At 45.7% G+C, this 20,317-nt stretch carries 30 protein-coding genes, 3 tRNA genes and 4 pseudogenes; 19 read left to right on the top strand and 18 right to left on the bottom strand.

Features of this window, described 5'->3' with window-relative positions:
* The first annotated feature begins 136 nt into the window (after positions 1-136).
* From JCM11217_RS15790 to JCM11217_RS09305, 4 genes are read left to right on the top strand one after another with little or no spacing between them, the layout of a single operon-like run.
* Positions 137-298, top strand: a complete 162-nt coding sequence (locus tag JCM11217_RS15790; protein ID WP_243679036.1) for a hypothetical protein — start codon at positions 137-139, stop codon at positions 296-298.
* Positions 259-453 (top strand): hypothetical protein, encoded by a 195-nt coding sequence (locus tag JCM11217_RS15785; RefSeq protein WP_243679035.1) that lies wholly within the window; start codon positions 259-261, stop codon positions 451-453. Before JCM11217_RS15790 ends, JCM11217_RS15785 begins: the two co-directional genes overlap by 40 nt.
* Before the next feature lie 44 nt (positions 454-497).
* Complete coding sequence (locus JCM11217_RS15780) at positions 498-641, top strand: hypothetical protein (protein WP_243679034.1); 144 nt, start codon at positions 498-500, stop codon at positions 639-641.
* On the top strand, positions 622-918 hold the full coding sequence (locus JCM11217_RS09305; protein ID WP_243679033.1) for an HIT domain-containing protein: 297 nt from the start codon (positions 622-624) through the stop codon (positions 916-918). The genes JCM11217_RS15780 and JCM11217_RS09305 overlap by 20 nt, the downstream gene beginning before the upstream one ends.
* A gap of 329 nt (positions 919-1,247) precedes the next feature.
* On the opposite strand, the gene JCM11217_RS09295 is transcribed toward JCM11217_RS09305, so the two are convergent.
* From JCM11217_RS09295 to JCM11217_RS09290, 3 genes are read right to left on the bottom strand one after another with little or no spacing between them, the layout of a single operon-like run.
* A complete protein-coding gene (locus JCM11217_RS09295; RefSeq protein WP_054842755.1) occupies positions 1,248-1,925 on the bottom strand; it encodes a hypothetical protein in 678 nt (225 codons plus the stop codon).
* Positions 1,910-2,086 (bottom strand): hypothetical protein, encoded by a 177-nt coding sequence (locus tag JCM11217_RS15775; protein WP_243679032.1) that lies wholly within the window; start codon positions 2,084-2,086, stop codon positions 1,910-1,912. The genes JCM11217_RS09295 and JCM11217_RS15775 overlap by 16 nt, the downstream gene beginning before the upstream one ends.
* Positions 2,037-2,339 carry a hypothetical protein gene (locus tag JCM11217_RS09290; RefSeq protein WP_243679031.1) on the bottom strand — a complete coding sequence of 101 codons (303 nt, stop codon included), beginning with the start codon at positions 2,337-2,339 and terminating at the stop codon, positions 2,037-2,039. The genes JCM11217_RS15775 and JCM11217_RS09290 overlap by 50 nt, the downstream gene beginning before the upstream one ends.
* Before the next feature lie 51 nt (positions 2,340-2,390).
* On the opposite strand from JCM11217_RS09290, the gene JCM11217_RS15770 reads away from it, so the two are divergent.
* The 5 genes from JCM11217_RS15770 to JCM11217_RS09275 all read left to right on the top strand — a co-directional run bounded on the left by JCM11217_RS15770 (position 2,391) and on the right by JCM11217_RS09275 (position 4,560).
* The gene (locus JCM11217_RS15770) at positions 2,391-2,849 is read left to right on the top strand and encodes a hypothetical protein (protein ID WP_243679030.1); all 459 of its coding nucleotides are present in this window, start codon (positions 2,391-2,393) and stop codon (positions 2,847-2,849) included.
* 1 nt (position 2,850) lies between these two features.
* Positions 2,851-3,465 (top strand): molybdopterin-binding protein, encoded by a 615-nt coding sequence (locus JCM11217_RS15765; protein WP_243679029.1) that lies wholly within the window; start codon positions 2,851-2,853, stop codon positions 3,463-3,465.
* A 55-nt stretch (positions 3,466-3,520) separates the two neighbouring features.
* The gene (locus JCM11217_RS15760) at positions 3,521-3,670 is read left to right on the top strand and encodes a hypothetical protein (protein WP_243679028.1); all 150 of its coding nucleotides are present in this window, start codon (positions 3,521-3,523) and stop codon (positions 3,668-3,670) included.
* Positions 3,671-3,743: 73 nt separating this feature from the next.
* Positions 3,744-4,046: a hypothetical protein gene (locus tag JCM11217_RS09280; RefSeq protein ID WP_054842753.1), complete on the top strand. Its 303-nt coding sequence runs from the start codon at positions 3,744-3,746 to the stop codon at positions 4,044-4,046.
* Between the two features lie 82 nt (positions 4,047-4,128).
* Positions 4,129-4,560: a hypothetical protein gene (locus JCM11217_RS09275; protein WP_243679026.1), complete on the top strand. Its 432-nt coding sequence runs from the start codon at positions 4,129-4,131 to the stop codon at positions 4,558-4,560.
* Between the two features lie 22 nt (positions 4,561-4,582).
* Here the strand turns inward: JCM11217_RS09275 and JCM11217_RS15755 are convergent, their stop codons facing one another.
* From JCM11217_RS15755 to JCM11217_RS15745, 3 genes are read right to left on the bottom strand one after another with little or no spacing between them, the layout of a single operon-like run.
* The gene (locus JCM11217_RS15755; protein WP_243679025.1) at positions 4,583-4,735 is read right to left on the bottom strand and encodes a hypothetical protein; all 153 of its coding nucleotides are present in this window, start codon (positions 4,733-4,735) and stop codon (positions 4,583-4,585) included.
* On the bottom strand, positions 4,729-5,025 hold the full coding sequence (locus tag JCM11217_RS15750) for a hypothetical protein (RefSeq protein WP_243679023.1): 297 nt from the start codon (positions 5,023-5,025) through the stop codon (positions 4,729-4,731). Before JCM11217_RS15750 ends, JCM11217_RS15755 begins: the two co-directional genes overlap by 7 nt.
* On the bottom strand, positions 5,022-5,678 hold the full coding sequence (locus tag JCM11217_RS15745; RefSeq protein WP_243679021.1) for an ATP-binding protein: 657 nt from the start codon (positions 5,676-5,678) through the stop codon (positions 5,022-5,024). Before JCM11217_RS15745 ends, JCM11217_RS15750 begins: the two co-directional genes overlap by 4 nt.
* A gap of 115 nt (positions 5,679-5,793) precedes the next feature.
* On the opposite strand from JCM11217_RS15745, the gene JCM11217_RS09265 reads away from it, so the two are divergent.
* A tRNA-Tyr gene (locus JCM11217_RS09265) sits at positions 5,794-5,934 on the top strand.
* A gap of 224 nt (positions 5,935-6,158) precedes the next feature.
* Here the strand turns inward: JCM11217_RS09265 and JCM11217_RS09255 are convergent.
* Both JCM11217_RS09255 and JCM11217_RS09250 read right to left on the bottom strand, forming a co-directional pair.
* Positions 6,159-7,448: a hypothetical protein gene (locus JCM11217_RS09255; RefSeq protein ID WP_243679020.1), complete on the bottom strand. Its 1,290-nt coding sequence runs from the start codon at positions 7,446-7,448 to the stop codon at positions 6,159-6,161.
* A gap of 128 nt (positions 7,449-7,576) precedes the next feature.
* Positions 7,577-7,768 carry a chromatin protein Cren7 gene (locus JCM11217_RS09250; protein ID WP_054842750.1) on the bottom strand — a complete coding sequence of 64 codons (192 nt, stop codon included), beginning with the start codon at positions 7,766-7,768 and terminating at the stop codon, positions 7,577-7,579.
* A 154-nt stretch (positions 7,769-7,922) separates the two neighbouring features.
* Here JCM11217_RS09250 and JCM11217_RS09245 point away from each other — a divergent pair.
* From JCM11217_RS09245 to JCM11217_RS09240, 3 genes are all read left to right on the top strand, one after another.
* Positions 7,923-7,997, top strand: a tRNA-Gln gene (locus JCM11217_RS09245).
* 220 nt (positions 7,998-8,217) lie between these two features.
* Positions 8,218-8,754, top strand: a complete 537-nt coding sequence (locus tag JCM11217_RS15740; RefSeq protein ID WP_243679019.1) for an MFS transporter — start codon at positions 8,218-8,220, stop codon at positions 8,752-8,754.
* Positions 8,694-9,581, top strand: coding sequence for an MFS transporter (locus JCM11217_RS09240; RefSeq protein ID WP_243679018.1), 888 nt, complete (start codon positions 8,694-8,696; stop codon positions 9,579-9,581). The genes JCM11217_RS15740 and JCM11217_RS09240 overlap by 61 nt, the downstream gene beginning before the upstream one ends.
* Before the next feature lie 26 nt (positions 9,582-9,607).
* On the opposite strand, the pseudogene JCM11217_RS09235 reads toward JCM11217_RS09240, so the two are convergent.
* Together JCM11217_RS09235 and iorA are read right to left on the bottom strand one after the other, a co-directional pair.
* Positions 9,608-10,209, bottom strand: a pseudogene (locus JCM11217_RS09235) (indolepyruvate oxidoreductase subunit beta).
* 10 nt (positions 10,210-10,219) lie between these two features.
* A pseudogene (iorA, locus tag JCM11217_RS09230) lies at positions 10,220-12,075 on the bottom strand (indolepyruvate ferredoxin oxidoreductase subunit alpha).
* A gap of 271 nt (positions 12,076-12,346) precedes the next feature.
* Between iorA and JCM11217_RS15735 the strand changes: the two are divergent.
* Together JCM11217_RS15735 and JCM11217_RS15730 are read left to right on the top strand one after the other, a co-directional pair.
* Positions 12,347-13,690, top strand: coding sequence for a hypothetical protein (locus JCM11217_RS15735; protein ID WP_243679017.1), 1,344 nt, complete (start codon positions 12,347-12,349; stop codon positions 13,688-13,690).
* Complete coding sequence (locus tag JCM11217_RS15730; RefSeq protein ID WP_243679016.1) at positions 13,630-14,367, top strand: hypothetical protein; 738 nt, start codon at positions 13,630-13,632, stop codon at positions 14,365-14,367. The genes JCM11217_RS15735 and JCM11217_RS15730 overlap by 61 nt, the downstream gene beginning before the upstream one ends.
* A 55-nt stretch (positions 14,368-14,422) precedes the next feature.
* Here JCM11217_RS15730 and JCM11217_RS15725 read toward each other — a convergent pair whose 3' ends face one another.
* The 4 genes from JCM11217_RS15725 to JCM11217_RS15715 form a co-directional block, all read right to left on the bottom strand.
* Positions 14,423-14,665 (bottom strand): hypothetical protein, encoded by a 243-nt coding sequence (locus tag JCM11217_RS15725; RefSeq protein WP_243679014.1) that lies wholly within the window; start codon positions 14,663-14,665, stop codon positions 14,423-14,425.
* A 61-nt stretch (positions 14,666-14,726) separates the two neighbouring features.
* A complete protein-coding gene (locus JCM11217_RS15720; RefSeq protein WP_243679013.1) occupies positions 14,727-14,921 on the bottom strand; it encodes a hypothetical protein in 195 nt (64 codons plus the stop codon).
* Positions 14,918-15,148 (bottom strand): hypothetical protein, encoded by a 231-nt coding sequence (locus JCM11217_RS09215; RefSeq protein ID WP_054842749.1) that lies wholly within the window; start codon positions 15,146-15,148, stop codon positions 14,918-14,920. The genes JCM11217_RS15720 and JCM11217_RS09215 overlap by 4 nt, the downstream gene beginning before the upstream one ends.
* Positions 15,088-15,267, bottom strand: coding sequence for a hypothetical protein (locus tag JCM11217_RS15715; RefSeq protein ID WP_243679011.1), 180 nt, complete (start codon positions 15,265-15,267; stop codon positions 15,088-15,090). The genes JCM11217_RS09215 and JCM11217_RS15715 overlap by 61 nt, the downstream gene beginning before the upstream one ends.
* Before the next feature lie 88 nt (positions 15,268-15,355).
* On the opposite strand from JCM11217_RS15715, the gene JCM11217_RS09210 reads away from it, so the two are divergent.
* From JCM11217_RS09210 to JCM11217_RS09200, 3 genes are read left to right on the top strand one after another with little or no spacing between them, the layout of a single operon-like run.
* Positions 15,356-15,814 carry a hypothetical protein gene (locus tag JCM11217_RS09210; protein ID WP_054842748.1) on the top strand — a complete coding sequence of 153 codons (459 nt, stop codon included), beginning with the start codon at positions 15,356-15,358 and terminating at the stop codon, positions 15,812-15,814.
* A 37-nt stretch (positions 15,815-15,851) separates the two neighbouring features.
* A complete protein-coding gene (locus JCM11217_RS09205; protein WP_054842747.1) occupies positions 15,852-16,205 on the top strand; it encodes a Gfo/Idh/MocA family oxidoreductase in 354 nt (117 codons plus the stop codon).
* A gap of 21 nt (positions 16,206-16,226) precedes the next feature.
* The gene (locus JCM11217_RS09200; protein WP_054842746.1) at positions 16,227-16,709 is read left to right on the top strand and encodes a hypothetical protein; all 483 of its coding nucleotides are present in this window, start codon (positions 16,227-16,229) and stop codon (positions 16,707-16,709) included.
* 53 nt (positions 16,710-16,762) lie between these two features.
* On the opposite strand, the gene JCM11217_RS09195 is transcribed toward JCM11217_RS09200, so the two are convergent.
* Positions 16,763-17,128, bottom strand: coding sequence for a hypothetical protein (locus JCM11217_RS09195; RefSeq protein WP_054842806.1), 366 nt, complete (start codon positions 17,126-17,128; stop codon positions 16,763-16,765).
* Between the two features lie 135 nt (positions 17,129-17,263).
* Positions 17,264-17,356, bottom strand: a tRNA-Val gene (locus JCM11217_RS09190).
* Positions 17,357-17,539: 183 nt separating this feature from the next.
* Between JCM11217_RS09190 and JCM11217_RS09185 the strand changes: the two are divergent.
* Positions 17,540-17,858: pseudogene (locus JCM11217_RS09185) on the top strand (AbrB/MazE/SpoVT family DNA-binding domain-containing protein).
* 135 nt (positions 17,859-17,993) lie between these two features.
* Here JCM11217_RS09185 and JCM11217_RS09180 read toward each other — a convergent pair.
* Both JCM11217_RS09180 and JCM11217_RS09175 read right to left on the bottom strand, forming a co-directional pair.
* Positions 17,994-18,317, bottom strand: a complete 324-nt coding sequence (locus JCM11217_RS09180) for a hypothetical protein (RefSeq protein WP_243679009.1) — start codon at positions 18,315-18,317, stop codon at positions 17,994-17,996.
* Between the two features lie 88 nt (positions 18,318-18,405).
* Positions 18,406-20,252 (bottom strand): annotated as a pseudogene (locus JCM11217_RS09175) (ribosome biogenesis/translation initiation ATPase RLI).
* Positions 20,253-20,317 lie beyond the last annotated feature (65 nt).

Here is a 20,317-nt window from a genome sequence, read left to right as displayed (position 1 = left end):
CCTCAGGCCTTATCAACCTAATAATGAATATAATATCCCTATTGCTTAGTTCCTAATTTACCGGGTATACGCGGTGTTCATTAATTACGGTGGGTAAGTCATCTTTAAAAGGGGGGGTTGTTTCAGGCGTACATTGATGAGCTCAGTAACGCCGAGTAAGTGGCTTGCAGCCCTTGGTATTGTGGCTGCATTGCTACTCGTGCTATTCGTAATGGGGGGGTTCTGGTACGCGGTTTACACGCCTGGCGTTGCATCAACATGCTCAGGCCCATTTACGATGATGGAGATACTAGCCTAATACTGGCGGTCGCGGGCATTTACCTGTTAATGAATTATCTCGGTAGGGGGGGTAGTGCCAGTGACCTATTGCTTATGGTCTTTGTGGCTATTCTCGTGATATTTACCGTCAGCTTTTACCTACTATCTATCTCATCGTACGGAGGCATGTGCTGAGCAATTAAATCTTTAAAGCAGGTTATTATTGGCGTCTTATCACTATGGACTGCGTATTCTGCAGAATAATCAGGGGGGGTGAGGAACCTGCCTACGTGGTTTATGAGGATGACCATGTAATCGCAATACTCGATAAGTACCCAATAAATAGGGGGTCACACACTCGTAATGCCAAAGAGGCATTATAGGGATATAACTGAGATCCCGAGTGACGAGCTATGCCGCGTGATAAGGGTTACTAAAGCCGTGGCCATGGCTGTTATCAAAGCATTAAATGCGCCTGGCGTTAGGATAGTCCAAAACAATGGTGCCGAGGCCGGCCAGGTAATTTTTCACCTGCACTTCCACGTAATACCAATGGCTGGTCACGTGGTTGGTAGGCATTACCTGACTGAGGAGGAGGGTCGTGAGGTATCTGAGCTGTTGTCTAAGGCCGTTAAGGAGGTACTTAGTAGCATGGGTTAACTTTTATATTACCGCTCCTATAATTTATTCCTAAATGGAGATATTTGGTTTAACACTAACGCAGATAGTCAGTATAATAGGCTTGTTCATACTTGGGCTACTCGTGGGTATCCTAATAAGGAGGTTGATAGGCGTCGCCTAATACTGCTAGCCATAGTAATACTCGCGATAGCCCTGGGCTACCTAAGCCCATCAACACTAGTCACGTTACTGCATTACGCAGGCTATGCAATGAGCGTAGCCTACGTGAAGGCTCAGCAATTCATTGGCGCCATTCCATACTCATCACTGGCATTCATAATAGGCCTCGTCATAGGCCTGATAAAGGGCTAGTTAAGGTAGGTAACTCTCAGGTTTGACCCGTATAGGAAGTCGAGGAATGAGTCAAAGGACCTATTCATGGACTGCGGCTTGTAAACCACGGCCTCATTACCGCTTATGAACACGAACCCGGTGCGCGGTGGTAAATCATTAGTGTGCTCGCTCATTATATCCGTAAATTCCTCGCTGGGCCTATGCATTATTACTATGACCCTATCCTCACGTGGGTGGTAATCCAGGACTCTCCTACTCGGTACAATCCATGGATAGAGCATTATCAATTCCCTACCACCCTCACCAAACACCGTATAAACAATACCACACCTAGCAACTTTACTATATGTGTATTGGCCGTGAGGGCTTAATACCCTCCTCATAGCCCTGGCACTGGAGTCCTTCATATCGTGGATCACGGACCTAAGCTCCCTCAGGTCAATGGATGGGTTAAGTATTAATTCGCCGATTGAACCGTCAAGCACGTTATCAATCCTCACCCTAAGCACGAAGTCCTTAAAGTCAACCCCATAAATAGCCCTAAACAACCAATTAATGGGTTTTGAACCGAAGGCCGCCGATTCCACAGCAACTAGCCCAAGGGCATCTAAGCCGCTTAGTATTTCCCTAATGCTGGGTATTGGTACGTCGCCTGACATCTCGAGGAGCCTGGGTATTAAGTACTCAGGCACGAAGAGTATACCCCCCTCCTCCTATGCATTAAAACGCCGGCCCTCACCAACTCGGTAAGCACATCCTCGTTGAAGCCCATAAGCCTGAATTGAACCTTAAGGACACCCTCATCACCCCCCCCAAGCCCCCCCCATGTACTTAACCAATGCGTAAGCCGCATCGCCAAAACCCCCCCTAACCTTGCCCATTGAGTGATCAGCCAATAACTCGTAAAACCTCCTAACCCTATCACCAGCATCCTCCCCCCCAAGCGAAGCCAGTAACTCCCTAGATCTCTTGAGGATCTCCATGTACCTATCCCCCCCATACCTAAGCCTGAAGTCCTGTATTAACGCCTCCTCATCCTCATCATCATAATTAATCAGTTGGTACACCCCCCCCTCCAACACATCAACACTTAATGGTTCACCCACACTAATCATTAAGGCTATAGGTTTTAAATAGCGCATTGCCCTTAAAAGTACGTGAAACCTCACGAGTATAAGTTCGTGGAACCCCCCCATGAACTTGAGGAATTAACCAATGCGATAAGCACGTTATCGCTAATCGATGAGGAGAGGGTGCCCGTATGGGAGTCAATGGGTAGGGTTCTTTCTAGGGACGTCGTGGTACCCATAGACGTACCACCACGCCCAAAGGCCGCCTATGATGGTTATGCTGTTAGAAGCCAGGACGTTTCCAAGGCACCAATTAGGCTAAGGCTTGTGGGTTATGTACGTATTGGTGAGGTGTCAAGTATTGAGGTAGGCCCCATGGAGACGGCATACGTAACCACCGGCGCCTACTTGCCGAGTGGCGCTGATGCAGTTGTTCCTGAGGAGTTCGTTGATGTCGTTAGTGATAATGAGGTTGTCATTAACAAGCCAGTTAAGCCCTGGGAGAATGTAGACCCAGCGGGCGACTTTGCCAGGAGGGGGGGGTGAGGTGGCTCTTAGGGAGGGTACGGTTATAATGCCCTGGGACATACCAGCACTGTTGGAGCTTGGTATTGGCGAGGTTTGGGTTAGGAGGAGGGTCAGAATATTCATAGTAGCTACTGGCTCCGAATTAATCGAGGCCAAGGCACCAAATGAGGTATTAGATGCAATAATTAATGGTAAGGTCGTTGAGAGCACGGCATCCTTCATAGGGAATTACGTGAGGATGTACATACCGTACGCCGAGGTCGTGGGTAAGTCCATAGTACCTGATGACCAGGAAGCCATTAGAAATGCGGTAATGAAGGCCCTGGACATGGCTGACATCGTGATAACCACAGGCGGCACAGGACCGAGTGGTATTGACTACGTTTATGAGGTAACGAAATCACTAAACCCAAGGATATACATTAGGGGGTTAAGGATGAGGCCTGGCAGGCCAACGGGACTTGCGGTATTGGGTGGTAATAAGGTCATTATTAACCTGTCGGGGCATCCAATATCGGCCTTGAATGCCATGACTGTGGTCGTTAAGGAGGTCATTAAGAGGCTCGCGGGTGTTAAGGTGGATATTGCAGAGCCCAGGGTAATGGCTAGGCTAGGTAGGGGGTACGCTGGGTGATAAGGAGTTCGCCAGGCAGTATAGGGTTAGGGTTAGGAGGGTCGGTAATGATTACGTGATTGAAGAGTTACCGAGACAGGGTAGTTCATTAACGCACACACTCCTGATGGTTAATGGACTCGTGTTCACGAGGAAGGGGGGGCAAATCGTTCGAGAGGGCGACTACGTGGAAGTACTACTCCTGAGGGAACCGCCTCGTGATTAATTTTCAATTTCACGAAATATTTCAACCCCCAACACTGAAAGTAACTTATAAATCAAGTGGATAAAATAATAATGTGAAACAAGCACTACTGCAAAGCCAGGAGCAGAGGCATAGGTGCGGAATAAGTGATATCAGGGAATTCCTAATAAGCTACGCACTGATTAACTGTAGGAGGAACATAACGAGGGACAATGAGTACAAGATAACAATGGCATGCTTCCACGCATGGCACCAAACAAAGTACGGAACCAAGGCATCACAACAATGCATAAGAACCCTCGTACTCTACCTACCAGCAATAGCCCAGGAACTACAACTAAAAATAGAAAGGGAAGGAAACGCAAAATACATAATAACAAGGCAGGAATTACATTAATTAACCCATGAGCGAGTGGTCCTGGGAAGGCAACGATGCCGAATGAGCAATCAATAGATATTCAACAGGCATGGTAATTAGCATGCTTTTTCTAGTACTATACGTGGTAATTATAATCGCTCTTTCACCATATGCGGAGGGTAACCAACTCATTGAATTGTCAATAGTCGCATCAATAGTGGTAGCCACACTTATATCATTATCGGTATATTCCCATACACGTATTAAATCAATAAGAAGAGCCATAGCAAACCTTAGGAAGGTGGAGATTAGGGGCGGCTTTATTGTTCTCGATACAATCAATGGCACATACACGGCAAAACTTAACGAAATAACCATATGCCACAAGACCATAACAGGAAGGGACTTTAGACCATATGCGTATAACGTCTTCATCAATTACCAAGGCACTACGTACCAAATACCATACCTAAAGCCCGAGGACTACGGATCACTAAAGCAAGTACTGAAAAGCCACGGAATAGACATAAGCGAATGCCAGGCACGTCAGTAAATCACATTATGCATCAAAGGCATTACAACCCCCGCGCCGCCTCCTTAACTATTGGGTCCGTAAACTCCAGGTTCTCATTGATTATCGAGTACCTCTTCAACGTCGTTAATATATCATGAAGAACCCTATCACTAATCGGTGAACCCTCATAATCCTCAAGACCCCTCTTCAACAACCCCACTCCTTAACCCCCCCAGAGGCAAGCAACCTAAGTACCACCCTATACCTCCTACTAACCCTAAGGCTGAGGAAGTTATCGAGCTCTTGCCTAGCCAGGTTAACAGCATCACTAATTATTGACTCCAGATCCCTACCACCAACACTCCTCGAATAACCATAGTACGTCAACCATCCAATAACGCCATCAAGCCTATCCACAACCTCCCTAAGCTCATCCTCACTAACTCTAACACTAACCTCAGAGAAACCACGTCTAAGAAATTCCAGGGACTCCTCACGACTCAACCTCTCGGTAACAACCTCGCATAAGCCCTACCAAACAATGGAGACTCAGGATTACTAAATATGGAGTTCAAGACACCCATTTCTGAGCCAGATATTATGAACTTAATGTTCCCGAGAAAGTCATAGGCATGGGCCACGGCACTCCAAACCTCAACTCCCAACGATCCACCAAGCCTCTGCGCCTCATCAATAACAATAACAAGCCTAACACCCACGCCTGCGGAGACCTCATCAAACTCCCTAAACAACTCAGTGAGCAATGGCCTATCCTTACCCCCCCAATTAAGCGAGACCTCAAAACCATGCACCCTAACACCCCCCCTAACACCACTTAACATCTTAATGAAACTGCTAAGTAAAGCCTTATACGGAGAGTACCTCCTAAGGAACTCACTTAGCGCCCTAGACAAAACCTCATACAACCCCCCCCTCCTGGACCTAATGACCTCCCTAACATCAACAAATACATAAGGCACACCCAACTCATTAAGCGTAGTCAATATCAAAGAAGTCTTACCAGTCCTCCTCAAACCCCCCCTAACAACAATAAGCCGCGTCAAAGAATCACCAACAAAACCCGAAAGCCTACCAAACTCCTCCTCAAAATCAAACAAATCCGCCCTACGCACCTTAGGCCTCGTATCAAATAACACGCTTCCACACCGAAAGCAACTTCCACAGCGGAAGCGTAAAAACCTAACCCAACAACACAAAACCCAAACAACCACGAAGAAAACCTTAAAAACCAACAAAACAAAAACAACCACGCCCCCGGTAGCTCAGCGGTTAGAGCGGCCGGCTGTAGCCAGCCCCGTGGGCGACAGCGGAAAAGCCCACGGCAAACAGACACCGGCAGGCCCCCGGGTTCGAAGCCGTGGCTATGCCACGGCGAAACTCCCGGCCGGGGGGGACCATCTCGTTCAATTTCTCATGCTATTTAATATTCAGCCTATCTAACCATATCCTTGCCAATGATCTCATTCTCTCGCTTTTTTCGGGATTGTTCATGGTTTGTTTTAGCCATTCAATTACTTTACTAAGTATATAATCATATTTCTTAATCACGGTCCAGGGTATGTATATTTCCGGTATACCATTATTGTTTCGTTGCTTGAATTCTATGCCGTACTTGCTCAATGTATTATTAATTCATTAATATTGCATTTCTTTCCGCACCATGCCCTTAATTGTATTGTCTTATCCGTTAATAATACACTAAACCTTATCCCGTAAATCTCTATTTGAGATGAACCATGCCTACGCCCAGTGCTCATACTAGCTAATGTCTTCAGTCTATTCCACTTATCAAGGCTTAATTTCCTCTCAAGTAAGTCGAGGATGAGCCTTAATTTATTTGGGAGGTTATAAACTATGTACCTAGCCAGAATCACAGCATTACTATTCCAATACATTATTCCTGCTCCGTCGTCCTTTACGGATATTCTATTATTTATTCTTAGCAGTGTCATTAATCGTGTTAAGGCGTTATTCAATTCTTTATAGCTACCTAACCCTGCGCTTATTTTAATGCCTTTTCTCTTTAAGTCTATACTACCATCACTAAGTATTAATGTGAGTAGGCTTAATGGTGTGGGATTCTTTTCTAACTCTTTAAATGCCTCATACTTACTTTTAATAGTTTCTCTATGAGAGTTAGAATATATAAACCACGTAATGCTAATACCTTTCCTTGTAAATCCTAGACTTCTTATTGCTGTCTTATCCTCTCCAGGATAAAGTAATGCCCAGAGTATTAATTGCCATATCTGTCTGGTTTTCATTGCAGGTTTTTCTTTATATATTGTACCATCACCTGCCCTAAAGCCAAGCCTTAAATCACGTAACTCACCATCACTTAAGTTCAGTATGTCTGGTATCTCTAGCGTTTCTGTGCCTAGGCCCTTTAGGTATACTTGGGCGGTTATTGATTTCCTATTGTTCTTAATTTCAATCTCTATTGATACTAACCTGCCACGTATCTTAAGGAATAGGCTACCGTACTTACTCTTGACTACGTATACTTTCCTTCTACCTGTGAGTGCATCTTTAACGGTATTATCAGCATCATTGATGTATGTCTTTAGCCATTTCTCTTTAATTTCATTGATCATATGTATTAACTTCTCAGCGTCATATGAAATCGCATTCTGAGTATTATCATCAATATCTATTAATTCATTCAAACTTTTAACAAAATCTCTAAGCTGATTTGCTACATTATCAGCTACCTCACTTATATTGTAATTATTAATGCGTTCATGGACCTCAATTAATGCGTTAAATATGTCCTTCTTAATATGATCGTTAGTTATTTCACTTATTGCTAAGCAACCACGTCTCCTTCTACATTTAGCCCAGACTGCGTTAATGTTTGTGTAGGTAGGCAATGAGTTAATTGCTTGGTCTGTTTCTTCGTTTAGCATGTTTTGTCTGTTGCTTTGTGTTTATTATTTTTCGTGGTTATTCCTGTTTAGTTAGGTTTTGTGAAAGTTTTGGCGTGGAGAGAAAAAAGAGAGGTTGGTTTTGATTTTGATTTTTGTTTGTTGTTTTGTTAGGTTATTATGTTTCCTTGTTCGTCTACTTTGGCTATTACTTTCCTCACTGTCTTTCCGTCTGGTGTCTTGAACAACGCCATCACAAAGCCCTTCCTACCCTTAGGCTGAACCTTCCAAACCTTCGTAGGCTTAAGCTTCCTACCCTCCACATCATATTCCTTCTTCGCCAGATCCTCCAGTGTAACCATATTGGTCGTTGTTTTCGTGGTTTCTTGGTTTAATATGGTAATTGGTTATTTTATGTGATTGCCTTATTAGGGTCTTCGTTGTTTCAGTTTCGCGTAATGCCGTGATGACTCGCGATGCGTAGCGCTTTTAAACTGGTTCCTTGCCTTTGTTATTAGCCGGGTCGTCTAGCGGCCAAGGATGGCGGGCTCTGGACCCGTTGACCCCCGGTTCGAATCCGCCCGGCTACCAATCATTATTCATGCTGTTGTTATTAAGGGGCTTGCAATGAGTATATTTGCTTAGGTTGATACTTATTTTGTGCTTAGTTCTTATGGTCTGAATTATTGCTGATTATGCTTTAAATGTGGAATCAAAATATTTTAGGCTATATTGTGAAATAATTAAATACTAATTTTAATATTAACTATTAGGAAATCCTTTTAAATAAGTCTATAATTAAGCTAGTAGTATGGTTAGGGTTCAGTGGTCACCTGAGCACTATAAGTGGCCTCCCAGGTCGGGTAGCGCAATTGCGTCGCAATTCATTGGTTTTATGCTCGATGCTTATGATCTGACCTTCGTTACCGCAATGACGCCAATCCTAGCAGCTGTCTTACTACCCACCACGTTATCCAAGTCCGTTGTTGGGTATTACCTAACATTGCTTGGTTATGCCTTTACGATGATCGCTAGGCCAGTGGGGAGTGCCATTTTTGGTAATTTTGCTGATAGGATTGGTAGGAGGGATACCTTGATGATCACGATACTTGGTTATGGAATAATGAGTGCCGTTACTGCGGCGATACCGACCTACGCCCAGGTTGGTTGGGCAGCCTTTTGGGTATATGCATTGATTAGATTCATACTCGGCGTGTTCGTTGGTGGTGAGTACGCGGCTGGCCACCCATTCGCCATGGAGTACTCAGCCCTAGGTGGAGGGGGGGCTTGGTCAGTGGCATTATTCAGGGTGGCTTCTCCTGGGGGGGTGTCGCCCTGGGCGGTTTAGTGGTCTCGGCATTCACGGCAGTGTTTGGTGTTAAGGCAATGTATGCCTATGCCTGGCGTTACGTGTTTTTGACGGGCCTCATACCGGCCGCTGTGGCCTTCATAATCAGGTACACAATGCCCGACACACCGATTTTCCAGGAGGCTAAGGAGAAGGGTCAGCTTGAGAGAATACCGTTCTTCAGCATCTTTAAGCCTCCAGCCCTCTGGACCTTCCTACAGGTCTTGGCGTTCATGACAGGTCTCTTTTTCAGTGCGTACTCAATGTTTGACTTCGCAGTTGGTATTTACACAAGGGCTGGCTTACCCGAGGGATTGGCTAGTTTCTATTATGGTATTATGGGGGGGATATTCGCAGCGATAATGGCGACGGTATGGGGGGGATTCGCCAGTGACTTCCTCGGTAGGAGACGTGCATTGATAATTTCGGCCATAGTCTCGGCAGTACTTGCAGTACCTGCATATTATCTTGTTTATTACAGTGCCGTTATTAGGAGCGTACCGTTACTGGTACTTGGCGCGTTCCTGATGGGTTGGTTATCGCAGTGGCCCTGGGGGCTGGTCCCCGTTTATCTGTCAGAGCGCTTCGCAACGCAGAGGAGGGGGGGTTCTGGCGTTGGTTTTGGTTATAGCTCAGGAATATTCATCAGCGCCTGGATGCCTCTATACTCAATACCACTCTACGGCGCCTTCGCGGCTATTGAGGGTGCCAACATATGGTTCACGGCAGCCTTCTGGCTTATTCTCGCCGGTGTTGTTTATGGAATTGCGGCTGCGATAGGGCCTGAGACAATAGGCATTGACCTAAGGATTGTTAAGGAGAGGTGATAGCCCCCTTAGCTCGGTAATTAAATTTAAATTTCAATTTCTCTCTTATTACCATACCTTAGACCCATCGTGAACGCCTTTAGATTCTTATCCACGTCCCTCCTAATGTTAGACTTTATCGATTCCTCAACTATGTTTTGTGGTATGTACTGGTTTAGCCCCATTATTGAGTAGAGTGCGCCGAGTATGACCATGTTTTCATAAATCACGTTACCCAATTTAATGGCATCATCATAGGCATTCACCATGTAAATACTCTTAATGCTACTCCTTAATGCATTCTCTAACTCGTTAATACTCGGTATTCTTTGCTTCGTGGCCGGCGGCTTATTAACCTTCTATTAACTATGAATACCGTATTCTCATTGGCATAGCCAATGGCCCTAAACGCCTCAAGTATTTCGAAGGCCACGATAACGTCAGCGCCGCCCCCCCTGGGTATTAATGGTGCATCAACGTCTCCAATCCTGACATGAACATCGATAGAGCCACCCCCCCTCTGGCTTAATCCGTGGGTCTCGGCAACCAGGACTTTATAACCGGCCCTTATGGCTGCATCACCGAGTACTGTGGCGAATGTGACAAGTCCCTGACCACCAACGCCGGCTAGGTATATGTTGAGTCTCATGATTATCACCCTACATCTCAGCCCACTTCTTTAGCCAATCCCTAACATTGCCCTCCGGCTTGATTGCATTGTATGGGCATACCTGTGCACAGACGGAGCATCCAACGCACATGTTAGGGTCTATCCAGGCCTTCCTATTCTCGAGGGGCACTATTGCTGGGCATGCAACTAGGTTGTAGCATATTCCGCAGGCCTTACATGCATCTGGGTCGACGTAGTAACGCGTCACGTAGCCCCCCCTAAACAACCTAGTGGCCTCCAGCGCGCAGCCCCCCCTCTTCATGACTACGACTGCGACTCCGCCTTTCCTAACTACGTTCATTGCCTCAATCATGGTCTCCTGAGCGTTCTTTACGTCGAATGGGTCTATTGTCCTTACGTAATCAACACCAACGGCCTTGGCTATATCCTCGATATTAATCATGCTTGTTGGGTTTGGTTGTCCGCCGGTCATTGCCGTAACCCTGTTATCGAGAATCAATATCAACATTGGAGTCTTGTTATAAACAGCATTAACCAGTGCGGGTAGGCCCGCGTGGAAGAATGTTGAGTCTCCAATTATTGATATTACCATTGTCCTGCCATTAGTGCCATGGTAAAGACCCATGCCCAGGCCCAGGGAACTGCCCATGTCAGTAAGCAAGTCTTGTTCGTTAAATGGGTTGTTAATACCTAGGCTGTAACAACCAATGTCGCCACTAAATACGGGCTTAACACCGGATTTAGCTGTGGCAACCTTTAATTCATAGAATGAGGCGGTATGTGGACAACCCGGGCAGAAGACGGGTGGCCTTGGCGGTGGCGTGTAGTCGACCTTAACCGCTCTTAATGATGCGAGTGGATTTACAATATCGAGAGCCTTTGATAATCCATCCATTACGGAATTAATAGTTAATTCACCAACCTATTGAAGATGTTCTCAGCCTTACCAAGTACAGGTACCCTAACGCCCTCGTCATAAAGCAGGGCCTTTAATTGATACTCGAGTACTGGATCGCCCTCCTCAATAACGATTACCTTATCAGCCCTGGTAACCGCATCCATAATAACCTTCTTAGGTAATGGTACTGGCGTTGCCACATTAAGTATACTTGCCTTAACGCCATAGCCCTTAACGGCCTCTAATGCGTATGTGAAGGCCACGCCACTGGTTATTATGAGGTTTTTATCACCATCAATGTAAGTATGCGGTAACTCCTCAACACCCTTACTGATGCTGTCCCACCTCCTTAATAAATCCTCCTTAAGCGCCCGCGCATTAGCGGGTATTAACGCATGCCTTCTTGGATCCTTAACGTACTCCTTCGAATACTTAGGGATTCCCGGTGAGCATATAGTTACGGGCCCTCTAACGTGGGATACCCTGGTGACGGTCCTCAGCATCACTGGATGTCCATATCTCTCACTAAATTCGAAGGCAATCTTCGCGAAGTCCTTAGCGCTCTGTGGATCGTAGGGCTCAAGGACGGGGATATAGGCGTGAAGCCCAACCCACCTATTGTCCTGCTCATTCTGGCTGCTCCACATGTTTGGGTCGTCAGCCGTGACAATGACGAAGCCTCCCCTTACGCCCGTATAAGCGCTTGACATTAGTGGGTCCATGGCCACGTTAAGCCCTACGTGCTTCATCGTAACCATTGACCTAGCGCCAGTGAGGGCTGCTCCATAAGCCACCTCAAAGGCGACCTTCTCATTACTACTCCACTCAGCGTAGACACCAAATTCCTTACCGTAATCAATAAGGTACTCAATGATTTCGCTTGATGGTGTACCTGGGTAACCAGCCGCAACGGCTATACCAGCCTCTAGCGCTCCATGGGCAATTGCGTGGTTACCAAGCATTAGCCTAATCGTGCAGTTGCTCATCAGCATTACCTAGGCATATTTAATTTAAAGCCTTTCTCCTAGAACTTGATAAATTAATTAGTGATATATTTATTTTTAAATGAATATATAGTTTATATTCAGCCTAGAACGATTTCGTCACACATCCGCATGTCTAGGGTTCATCACGGATGTTTTACTAGTAATACTAGTTTATATATTTAATTCGTTCAAGCAGGAATCGCGCGTTTCTATGTATTGCATTAGTTATTTTAATTGCTTATTTAATATTACCTGGTTCATAGTCGATTTCGTGAACAGTATGAGGAGAAACCTGGCAATACTCCTGACTGTACTGGCAATAACAATCTCAGTGGTAGCCCTGGCTGCCCAGTATCAAGTATCACCAAATGTGAATTCACCGTCAACGATAAATCAGCCGTATTACGCAATACTTGAGTATATTGATTACATAAACACTACGAGAGCCGTGACCCTCGCACCTGGCCAATCAGTTACGATTCAGGCGCCGTTACCTCCCGGCCCGGGTTATGTACTTGACTATGTGAAGGTTAGTGTTAACCCACCATCACCGGCTATACTAATCAGTGGTAACAATGTGATGTATAGTAAGAATGAGGTTGGTGCGATAGTTAGTGCATATACAACGGGTAATAGTCTAACGATAGCTAATTCAGGTGATCAGCCACTGAATGAGACTATATCGGTGACTTACGTATTTGTTAATGAGGAGTATATTCCACTGAACACCTCAGCATCATCGTTTACATTAAGCATTTCAATTCCAGATAGCACAATACAGTACGTGACACAACAGGTGGTTGAGCTATCAATACCGAATTACATGCCCTTTGAAATAGCTGGAGTGGCCCTACCAAATGGTACAACACTGTCACAGCTAGTCTCTGCCTGGAGCCCATTGGCTAATTACATAAAGGTTGAGCCTAAGTACGTGGAGTTAATAGCTAATGAGTTACCACCTGGTCAGTACCAGGTAACGATTAATTATGGTAGTGAGTACGTAATGCCAAGTGCAATGCTGATTAAAGGTACGGAGTTCCTAAACTACACAGTTAATCCAGGCCAGACCCTGGAAATAACTGGCTCGGAATTCGGCGTTCCACCCGGCTGGAACCTACTGGGTTACATAGTCGCCGTCTATACAGTGCAGCCACTCGTAGTTGGCGAGCAGCCTGGCCACTTCGAGATAATAGCCAACATGGTCTCCCCCCCAGCCTACCTATACAGTGACTTAATACAGGTCAGCGGTATTAGCTACTTACTACCGCCGTTCATAAGGTTCGCACCAATGATAGGAATTTACATAGTGTATGACAGGTACTTCGAGATCGTCGACAACCTGAACGTGCCTCTCGTCGTGACATTCATGCCAATAATCTACAAGCCAGTTGGGCAGTGGGTTAACGGTAATCTAGAGGCTACCGTGAGTGACGCAGACGTCTCCGGCGGCCTATGGACCGCCCTTGTCGTTCAACTACCCGAAATAGCCCATATATACAAGATCGTCACGCCAAGCGGTACGGTATACACAGGCCTAGTGAATTCAGAAATACCGTGGGGGGGCTCAGCCGAGAGGCTTGTCTCAATAAGCCTGATGGGTCTCAGGCATACATAGCAGTTTCAACGCTAGGCGTTAGTGAGACTGGTACGTACACGGTTTACGTTAATTGGACACCAATAACTATGCACTTCACGAATACGTTGAACGCACCAATAAGTGGTGTTAAGGTTGAGGCGTACATAAATGGGTCGTTAATAACAAGCAGCGTTAGTGATGCAAATGGTAATGCGTACATAAACATTAAGGAGCCAACCCCCCCATTCACGGCAATCGTGTATTACGACAATGTACCCATATACTACGTCAACGTGAACTCACTAATTAACCAGCCAATAGGCGTGACTATAGGCCTATACAACGTGACTGTGCTATTTGTTGGTGCAAGGAACCAGGCAATATCCAATGCCAAGATAACGCTGTACAGGGTTGGCACTGGCCCAATCTATAACGGAACAACCGGTAACACTGGAACGACGGGATTCGTTAACGTCCTTGGCGGAACATACCTAGTCACTGCCCAGTACGGTAATCTAAAGTACAGTGAGTTGGTGACGATTAATGGCAATGACGTAGTAACGATTAAGTCTGACATACTGGCAATAATTGATGGATTCCCAATAACCACGATAGAGGCATTAATAGGCACGCTTGGGCTTGGTGGCGCCGCCGCCATAGCCTTTGCCTTCGCCGGTAGGAAGGGTGGTAAGGATTACGAGGTTGTAACAATGTAAGCCCCCTATTAAAATTGTACGGGTTCAAAATTCAATTTCTTTTATTAAAAATCCATCACTGATTCCTTCTCTCATACTCAATCCTTAACTCCCTGGCGAGCTCCATTACCTTATTCAACAGCTCATGCTTAACATCAAAAACCTCATGCATAGAGACTAATCGCCTATACTCCCTATCAAACCTCAGGAATTCCTTCTTAGCCCTCTCAATTCTTTGCGATTTAATTCTCTTAAGTAGGGTCTCACCCCCCCATGAAATTAACTTCCGACTATCATTCTCCAACTTCCTAACTATCATAGGCCTAATGGCCTTAAACTGCTCATCCGTTAACTCAATAATGGCATACGCAAACTCACCCTCAAACCCTCTCCATTATATCAATCAACTCCTCCTTAATCCCCCCCATTAACCTCCTCTCCAAATCCTGCCTGGGTAGCCATGAAATGATAACATTAGGCAGTATTAACAATCCTGAACCAGCTAAATGCCTATTCACTAATTCCTGCACTTCATCACTACTCACATACGTTAATACCAAAACGAACTGTCTCATGGATCCTTCACGTATGTACTTAAGACATTAGTTATTAATTCTTTAATGAATGAATCACCAACATCACCCCTCAATGATATCCTCACGGATATTAACTCCCTACGTGAACCATCGTCGTAACCCACAAACTCCCACTCAAGGCCATTAATTACGTCCCTACGGTAAATCAACTGCACATCACCAACCCTGAGCGATTGATCAATTGGTAAATTCCACGGAGCAACCACGTCAATGCTGAGAACTTCTCCTCATTATCGAGGCCTATGAGCCGCGCCAATGAAGTATTACCGCACGTATACTCCCTAATTTCTCCCTTATCAATCACATCAATACTCTCGCACCTCATGATTCAACATCTCCTTAATTCCTTGGTTTATTACTTTAACTCAAAGAAAGACTTAAATACTAAGTAATACTTGAAATACTTGATTAACATGTCTAGCAATTCAAGCAGTGGTGAGGAGAGTAGTGAGAGAAAGACTGTGACTATTAGGGGGGGATTAAGCACTGACATTTACGACAGAGTAAGCAGGCTCGCGAGGGAGACGGGAACCACGATAGGCGAGATAGTCAATGAGGCACTTAAGAGGTACATAGCGACCCTGGAGAACATATCTAAGACTATTGATAACATGATTAGGGCTGGTGACGTGGTTGTTATTAGCGGTGTATCCTCATTAACCGTGACAAGGGCTGACCTCGAGGCGTTAGATAAGCCCGTGATTTTCAAGGACATGGACGAGCTTATTTTCGCCGAGGATGTTAATAATGACGTAATAAGGAATAAGGTTGCCAGGATAGTCAATGTTAACACAGTCTACGTACCCAAGTCAGTATCCACACTATTAATAGCATCAAAGAGCGAGTTCGTCAAGAAGATTATTCCAAAGTGATTAACCTTTTAATTAAGGGTATACCTGTTAAAATTACGTGAAGGTTCTTGTTATTGGTATTGGTTCAATGGGCTTGAACCACGTTAAGGTACTAACGCAGTTGAAGAGGGAGGGCTTAGTTTCTGAGGTTTACGCTGCGGACGTTGATAAGCAGAGGCTTGAGATGGCCAGGGCCCAGGGTGCTGACTTAGTATTCACTGACTACCATGATGCCATAAAGCACAGGCCAGACCTGGGCATAATAGCAGTCCCAACGACACTTCATTATCAAATTGCAGGTGAGCTAATAAATCACATGGACCTATTGATAGAGAAGCCGATCACGGAGAGACTTGAGGAGGCCCTTGACCTGTACCATAAATCGAGGCCCTCGGTAAGCAAATCTTCGTAGGTCACATTGAGAGGTTCAACTGTGTATAAGGCCTTGATTAATGACCTTGGTAATGAGAAGCCCATCTATATTGAATCAGTGAGAATAAGTAAGCTTAGGGGGGGTGATCCGCGGTCATACGGTAATGTACTTCTTGATCTCGGCATTCACGACATAGACCTGGTACTGGACATAGTTAATGAGGATAGGGTGAGAGTACTGGGTACAGTACTCAGGGGGGGTAACCCCGTAACAACAGCATGGGCTTTACTGAGCATCGGCGATACGGTGTATGTACTCCATGCATCCTGGGATTACGAGGTTAAGGTTAGGAAGATTCACGTGGCTTTGAGGAATAGGTATTACGAGGCTGACCTGCTGAATAGGGTGTTAGTTCGTGATGGGGTTAGGCACGTGGTTGAGGGCCCTGACCAGCTAAGGCAGGAGTTGGTTCACGTAATGAATGTACTGAGGGGGGGTGTTGAGAAGCCAATCATAGACATAACTGACGGCATTAGGCATTAGCCGTAATTAACGGCATACTCATGAATAGCCCAACCATAGACCTGGGAAAACTACTAACGTGAAAAGTCAATTATCGACTTAACCCTAACAATGTACTTACTCGCCAAATCCTCAACCCATTTCGGCAATTTTAATGTCACAACTACCTCATTAATTAGGGTCTCCGCATCATCGCAATCACTCAATCCCTGATCCCTACAAATCTTAACCAAGTACCTGCTCCTAGCCTCAAACAAATCCCTATCCATGCTAATCCTATTACACTCATGATCGTAAGTCCAACCCCCCCTCCTCAAATCCCTCAAATGAAGAAGAAGATGCGCCGCGACTCTACCCAGATCCATAGGCCCAGGCGCCACGTAAATACCCTCGTTAGTCGCATAGCAACTACTACGCCCCCCCATGTAAATATTCGCCATCAAATGAGGAGCATAGCCAATGGCAGATAAAGGTAACACTCTTAATAACTAAAGTCTATGAAAAATCTAATCTTATATGCATGGCTTTAGTGCGATGCGATGAAAGACAACCTTCGTTAATTAAGAAATCGAACGTGGTGGGCCCGCGGGATTCGAACCCGGGATTTCGGGCGCGAATTACGTCTCCCGCGCGTGAGGCGGGCATCCTAACCGCTAGACTACGGGCCCGTTGATTCCTTAATTATGTTATTTTTAAAGTATTTTTCCTCATGGCTTACTTAGCGCTTGAATTGGTTGTTGTGTTGCTAATTCTGCATTCGTATGCCTAGTCCCTTAATTATTACTTGGTTTTGCAGGTTATGTTAACTAGATGGAATGTCTTATATTTGAAATTATTTTTGACTGGTTGTTATGAATAGGAGAATTCATATTGATGGGCTTCCCTATAGAACCCGTGTTTATATTAATAATCAAGTTCTAATACCGTCTGAGTTGGTTAAGCTTCTTGGTATTGAGAGGAGCCTTTTCGCCAATGTGGTTATTAGGCATGAGGGTAGGGTAATCAGCATTAATGGTGTTAAGCTTCTTCATAATAGGCGTGCAACCTCTAGGCAGTTCACAATCCCCCAGGGAGGTTAGGGAGACCTACGGCATTAAGCCTCTTGATGAGATTGAGATAGTAAGTATAGAACCGGCCGAAGCATTAGTAATAGGAGGAATGCTGTACTAAGTTCTTAGGGCAGTTCGTCCCTCCCTCTCCATAATCTTCACAGCACTTATGTAAAGTATTGCTGCGGCCGGTATGTAGTATAGTGGCAACCCTCCATGTATTGGTATTGTTGGGTAAGTGAAGATGTGCAGGCTCTTAATGTAGCCCCCAGGAATGCGGTATATGGCCGCTAAATAGCCAGAACATGGCATCCTCACTCCACACGGCAACATCGGCTGCGAATAACCACTGCCAGAAGTCGCCAAAGGCTATCCAGGGTATTGCAAGTACTATGGCAACGCCAATCCTGTAAAGCCACATGCCAAGCCATGGGTGGTAGTGAACCAGGGCTAGGTACCAGGAATTGGTTGGGTCATGGTGAAATGCGTATACGAGCTCAGGTAATATCATGGCTTCAATCATCGCATAGCCTATGCCGGTCATTAATGGCGGTATTGTTAATTTAGCCCAATTAACCATTTTCAATTATCTGGGAAAATGAATACCCTTATTAACCTTGCTGCCCTATCAATATTGCTCTCCCTCCTGCTAAGTTCTATTTCCCTATTTAATGACTACCTGCCTCTTCTCCCTCCTCAGCACTTATGTAGTAGTAATACTCACCAATACTCCTCTGAAGCCTGTCCAGGTATGAATCCCTCTTATTAATCCTTGGCCTACCCACCTGGGGGCTCCCTTCTAAACGTCACGTCCTGGTTCTTAAGGAACTCATTCATGCCAGTCCTTAGGTCGGTTGGTGGCTCTGCAATACCGTGCCTACCTGGCTCGCCCAGGAATACCATAACTGACGTGCTTAGATAATCAATCATTGTTATGTCATGCTCAATAACCAGGGCGACCACATCCCGCTCCTCAATTATCCTCCTAATCACGGATGCAACCCTAACCCTCTGCTCAATGTCCAGGTAAGCCATCGGCTCATCGAGCAGGTAAACCTCGGCATCCTTAAGCAACGACCCAGCAACAACAACCCTCTGAAGCTCACCGCCACTAAGGCTTGACAACTCCCTGTCCATCAGGGGGGGCGTTAATGACAAACCATTTGCTAAGTCAGGCCATATGATCTTCGACATAAAGTCATTACCTACGGCCATAGCTAGGTATTCCCTGACGGTCTTATCGCTGTGCTTAACGGCCAAGTCTCTGACATACTGAGGCTTATAGCTAATCCTTACCTCACCATGCGGTATAACAACCCCCGAATCAGGCTCCAACTCATTGACGAGGAGCCTGGCAAAGGTTGTCTTGCCAATTCCGTTGGGGGCCAAGGACGCCGATAACCTCACCCCTATGTATGACTCCAGCCTTAACCTCTAGCTCGAAGTCCCCAAGCCTCTTCGTTAAGTCAGTCCACTCAAGGAGTACCTTCTCCTTCTGTATAGGCCTTGGAGCTGGTTTAACCCTGAACTTAATTGGTTCCTTCCTAATCAGCATGTTCTCGCTGGTTAGATAGCCATTAAGATACTCATTGATCCCCCCCTCTCTAGCGCCCCCCCTCATGTGGGATACAATGCCATAAGCGCCAGGTTTCCCATAGAGTATAACCACCTGGTCAGCCAGGTAGTCTAATACGGCTAGGTCGTGGTCGATAACAATCACGTACTTATCACCACTGGCGATATCCTTAATGGCCTCAGCAACCCTCAACCTCTCGACAATGTCGAGATGCGTCGTTGGTTCATCAAATATGTAGGTATCGGCGTCCCTGAGGAGCGCCGCTGCGATGGCGAGTCTCTGAAGCTCACCGCCACTTAATTTATCGACATCTCTATTGAGTAGGTGTGTGAGGTTTAGTTTCTCCGCGATTTTAGTGACCTTCTCCTCATTATCGCTTATCTTCATTAGCACATCCTTAACCGTCCCTTTAACGTACATGGGTATTAACTCGATGTATTGAGGTTTATGAACAACCTTAACCTCACCCCTGTAAAGCCTCGTTAGGTATGGCTGTAACTCCGTACCCCTAAAGAACCTTATTATATCCTCCGTACTCACCTGTGAATTTGTGCATAAATTAGGCCTTAATTCACCGGCGAGTATTTTAGCAATCGTTGTCTTACCCATTGCGTTTTGACCGATTATTCCAAGAACCCGGCCAAGCTTGGGCATGGGTAACCTAAACAGTTTGAAGCCGCTTGGTCCGTACTGATGAACGCAGTCCTCGCCCAACTCGCTTGGTAGATTAACAATGGTTATCGCCTCGAAGGGGCACTTCCTAACGCATATACCGCAGGCGGTGCATAGGTCTGTTATGACTGGATGGCCCAACTGCTCATCCATGTATATTGCCCTCTTACCGCCCCCCCTCACAATTGGGCAAAACCTAATGCACTCCTGGCCACACTTCCTTGGTTGGCATAGATCCTTATCAACGACTGCAACCCTGACGGGCATTATCGACGGTTTATGGAGGGATTAAGTAAAATTAAACCTTATGCCCTGGGTGAATTACGCTGAGA

Source organism: Vulcanisaeta distributa JCM 11217, assembly GCF_001316005.1.
GTDB lineage: Archaea > Thermoproteota > Thermoprotei > Thermoproteales > Thermocladiaceae > Vulcanisaeta > Vulcanisaeta distributa_B.
The sequence above is the reverse complement of the archived record's forward strand: the minus strand, read 5'-3'. Positions and strand labels throughout refer to the sequence as shown.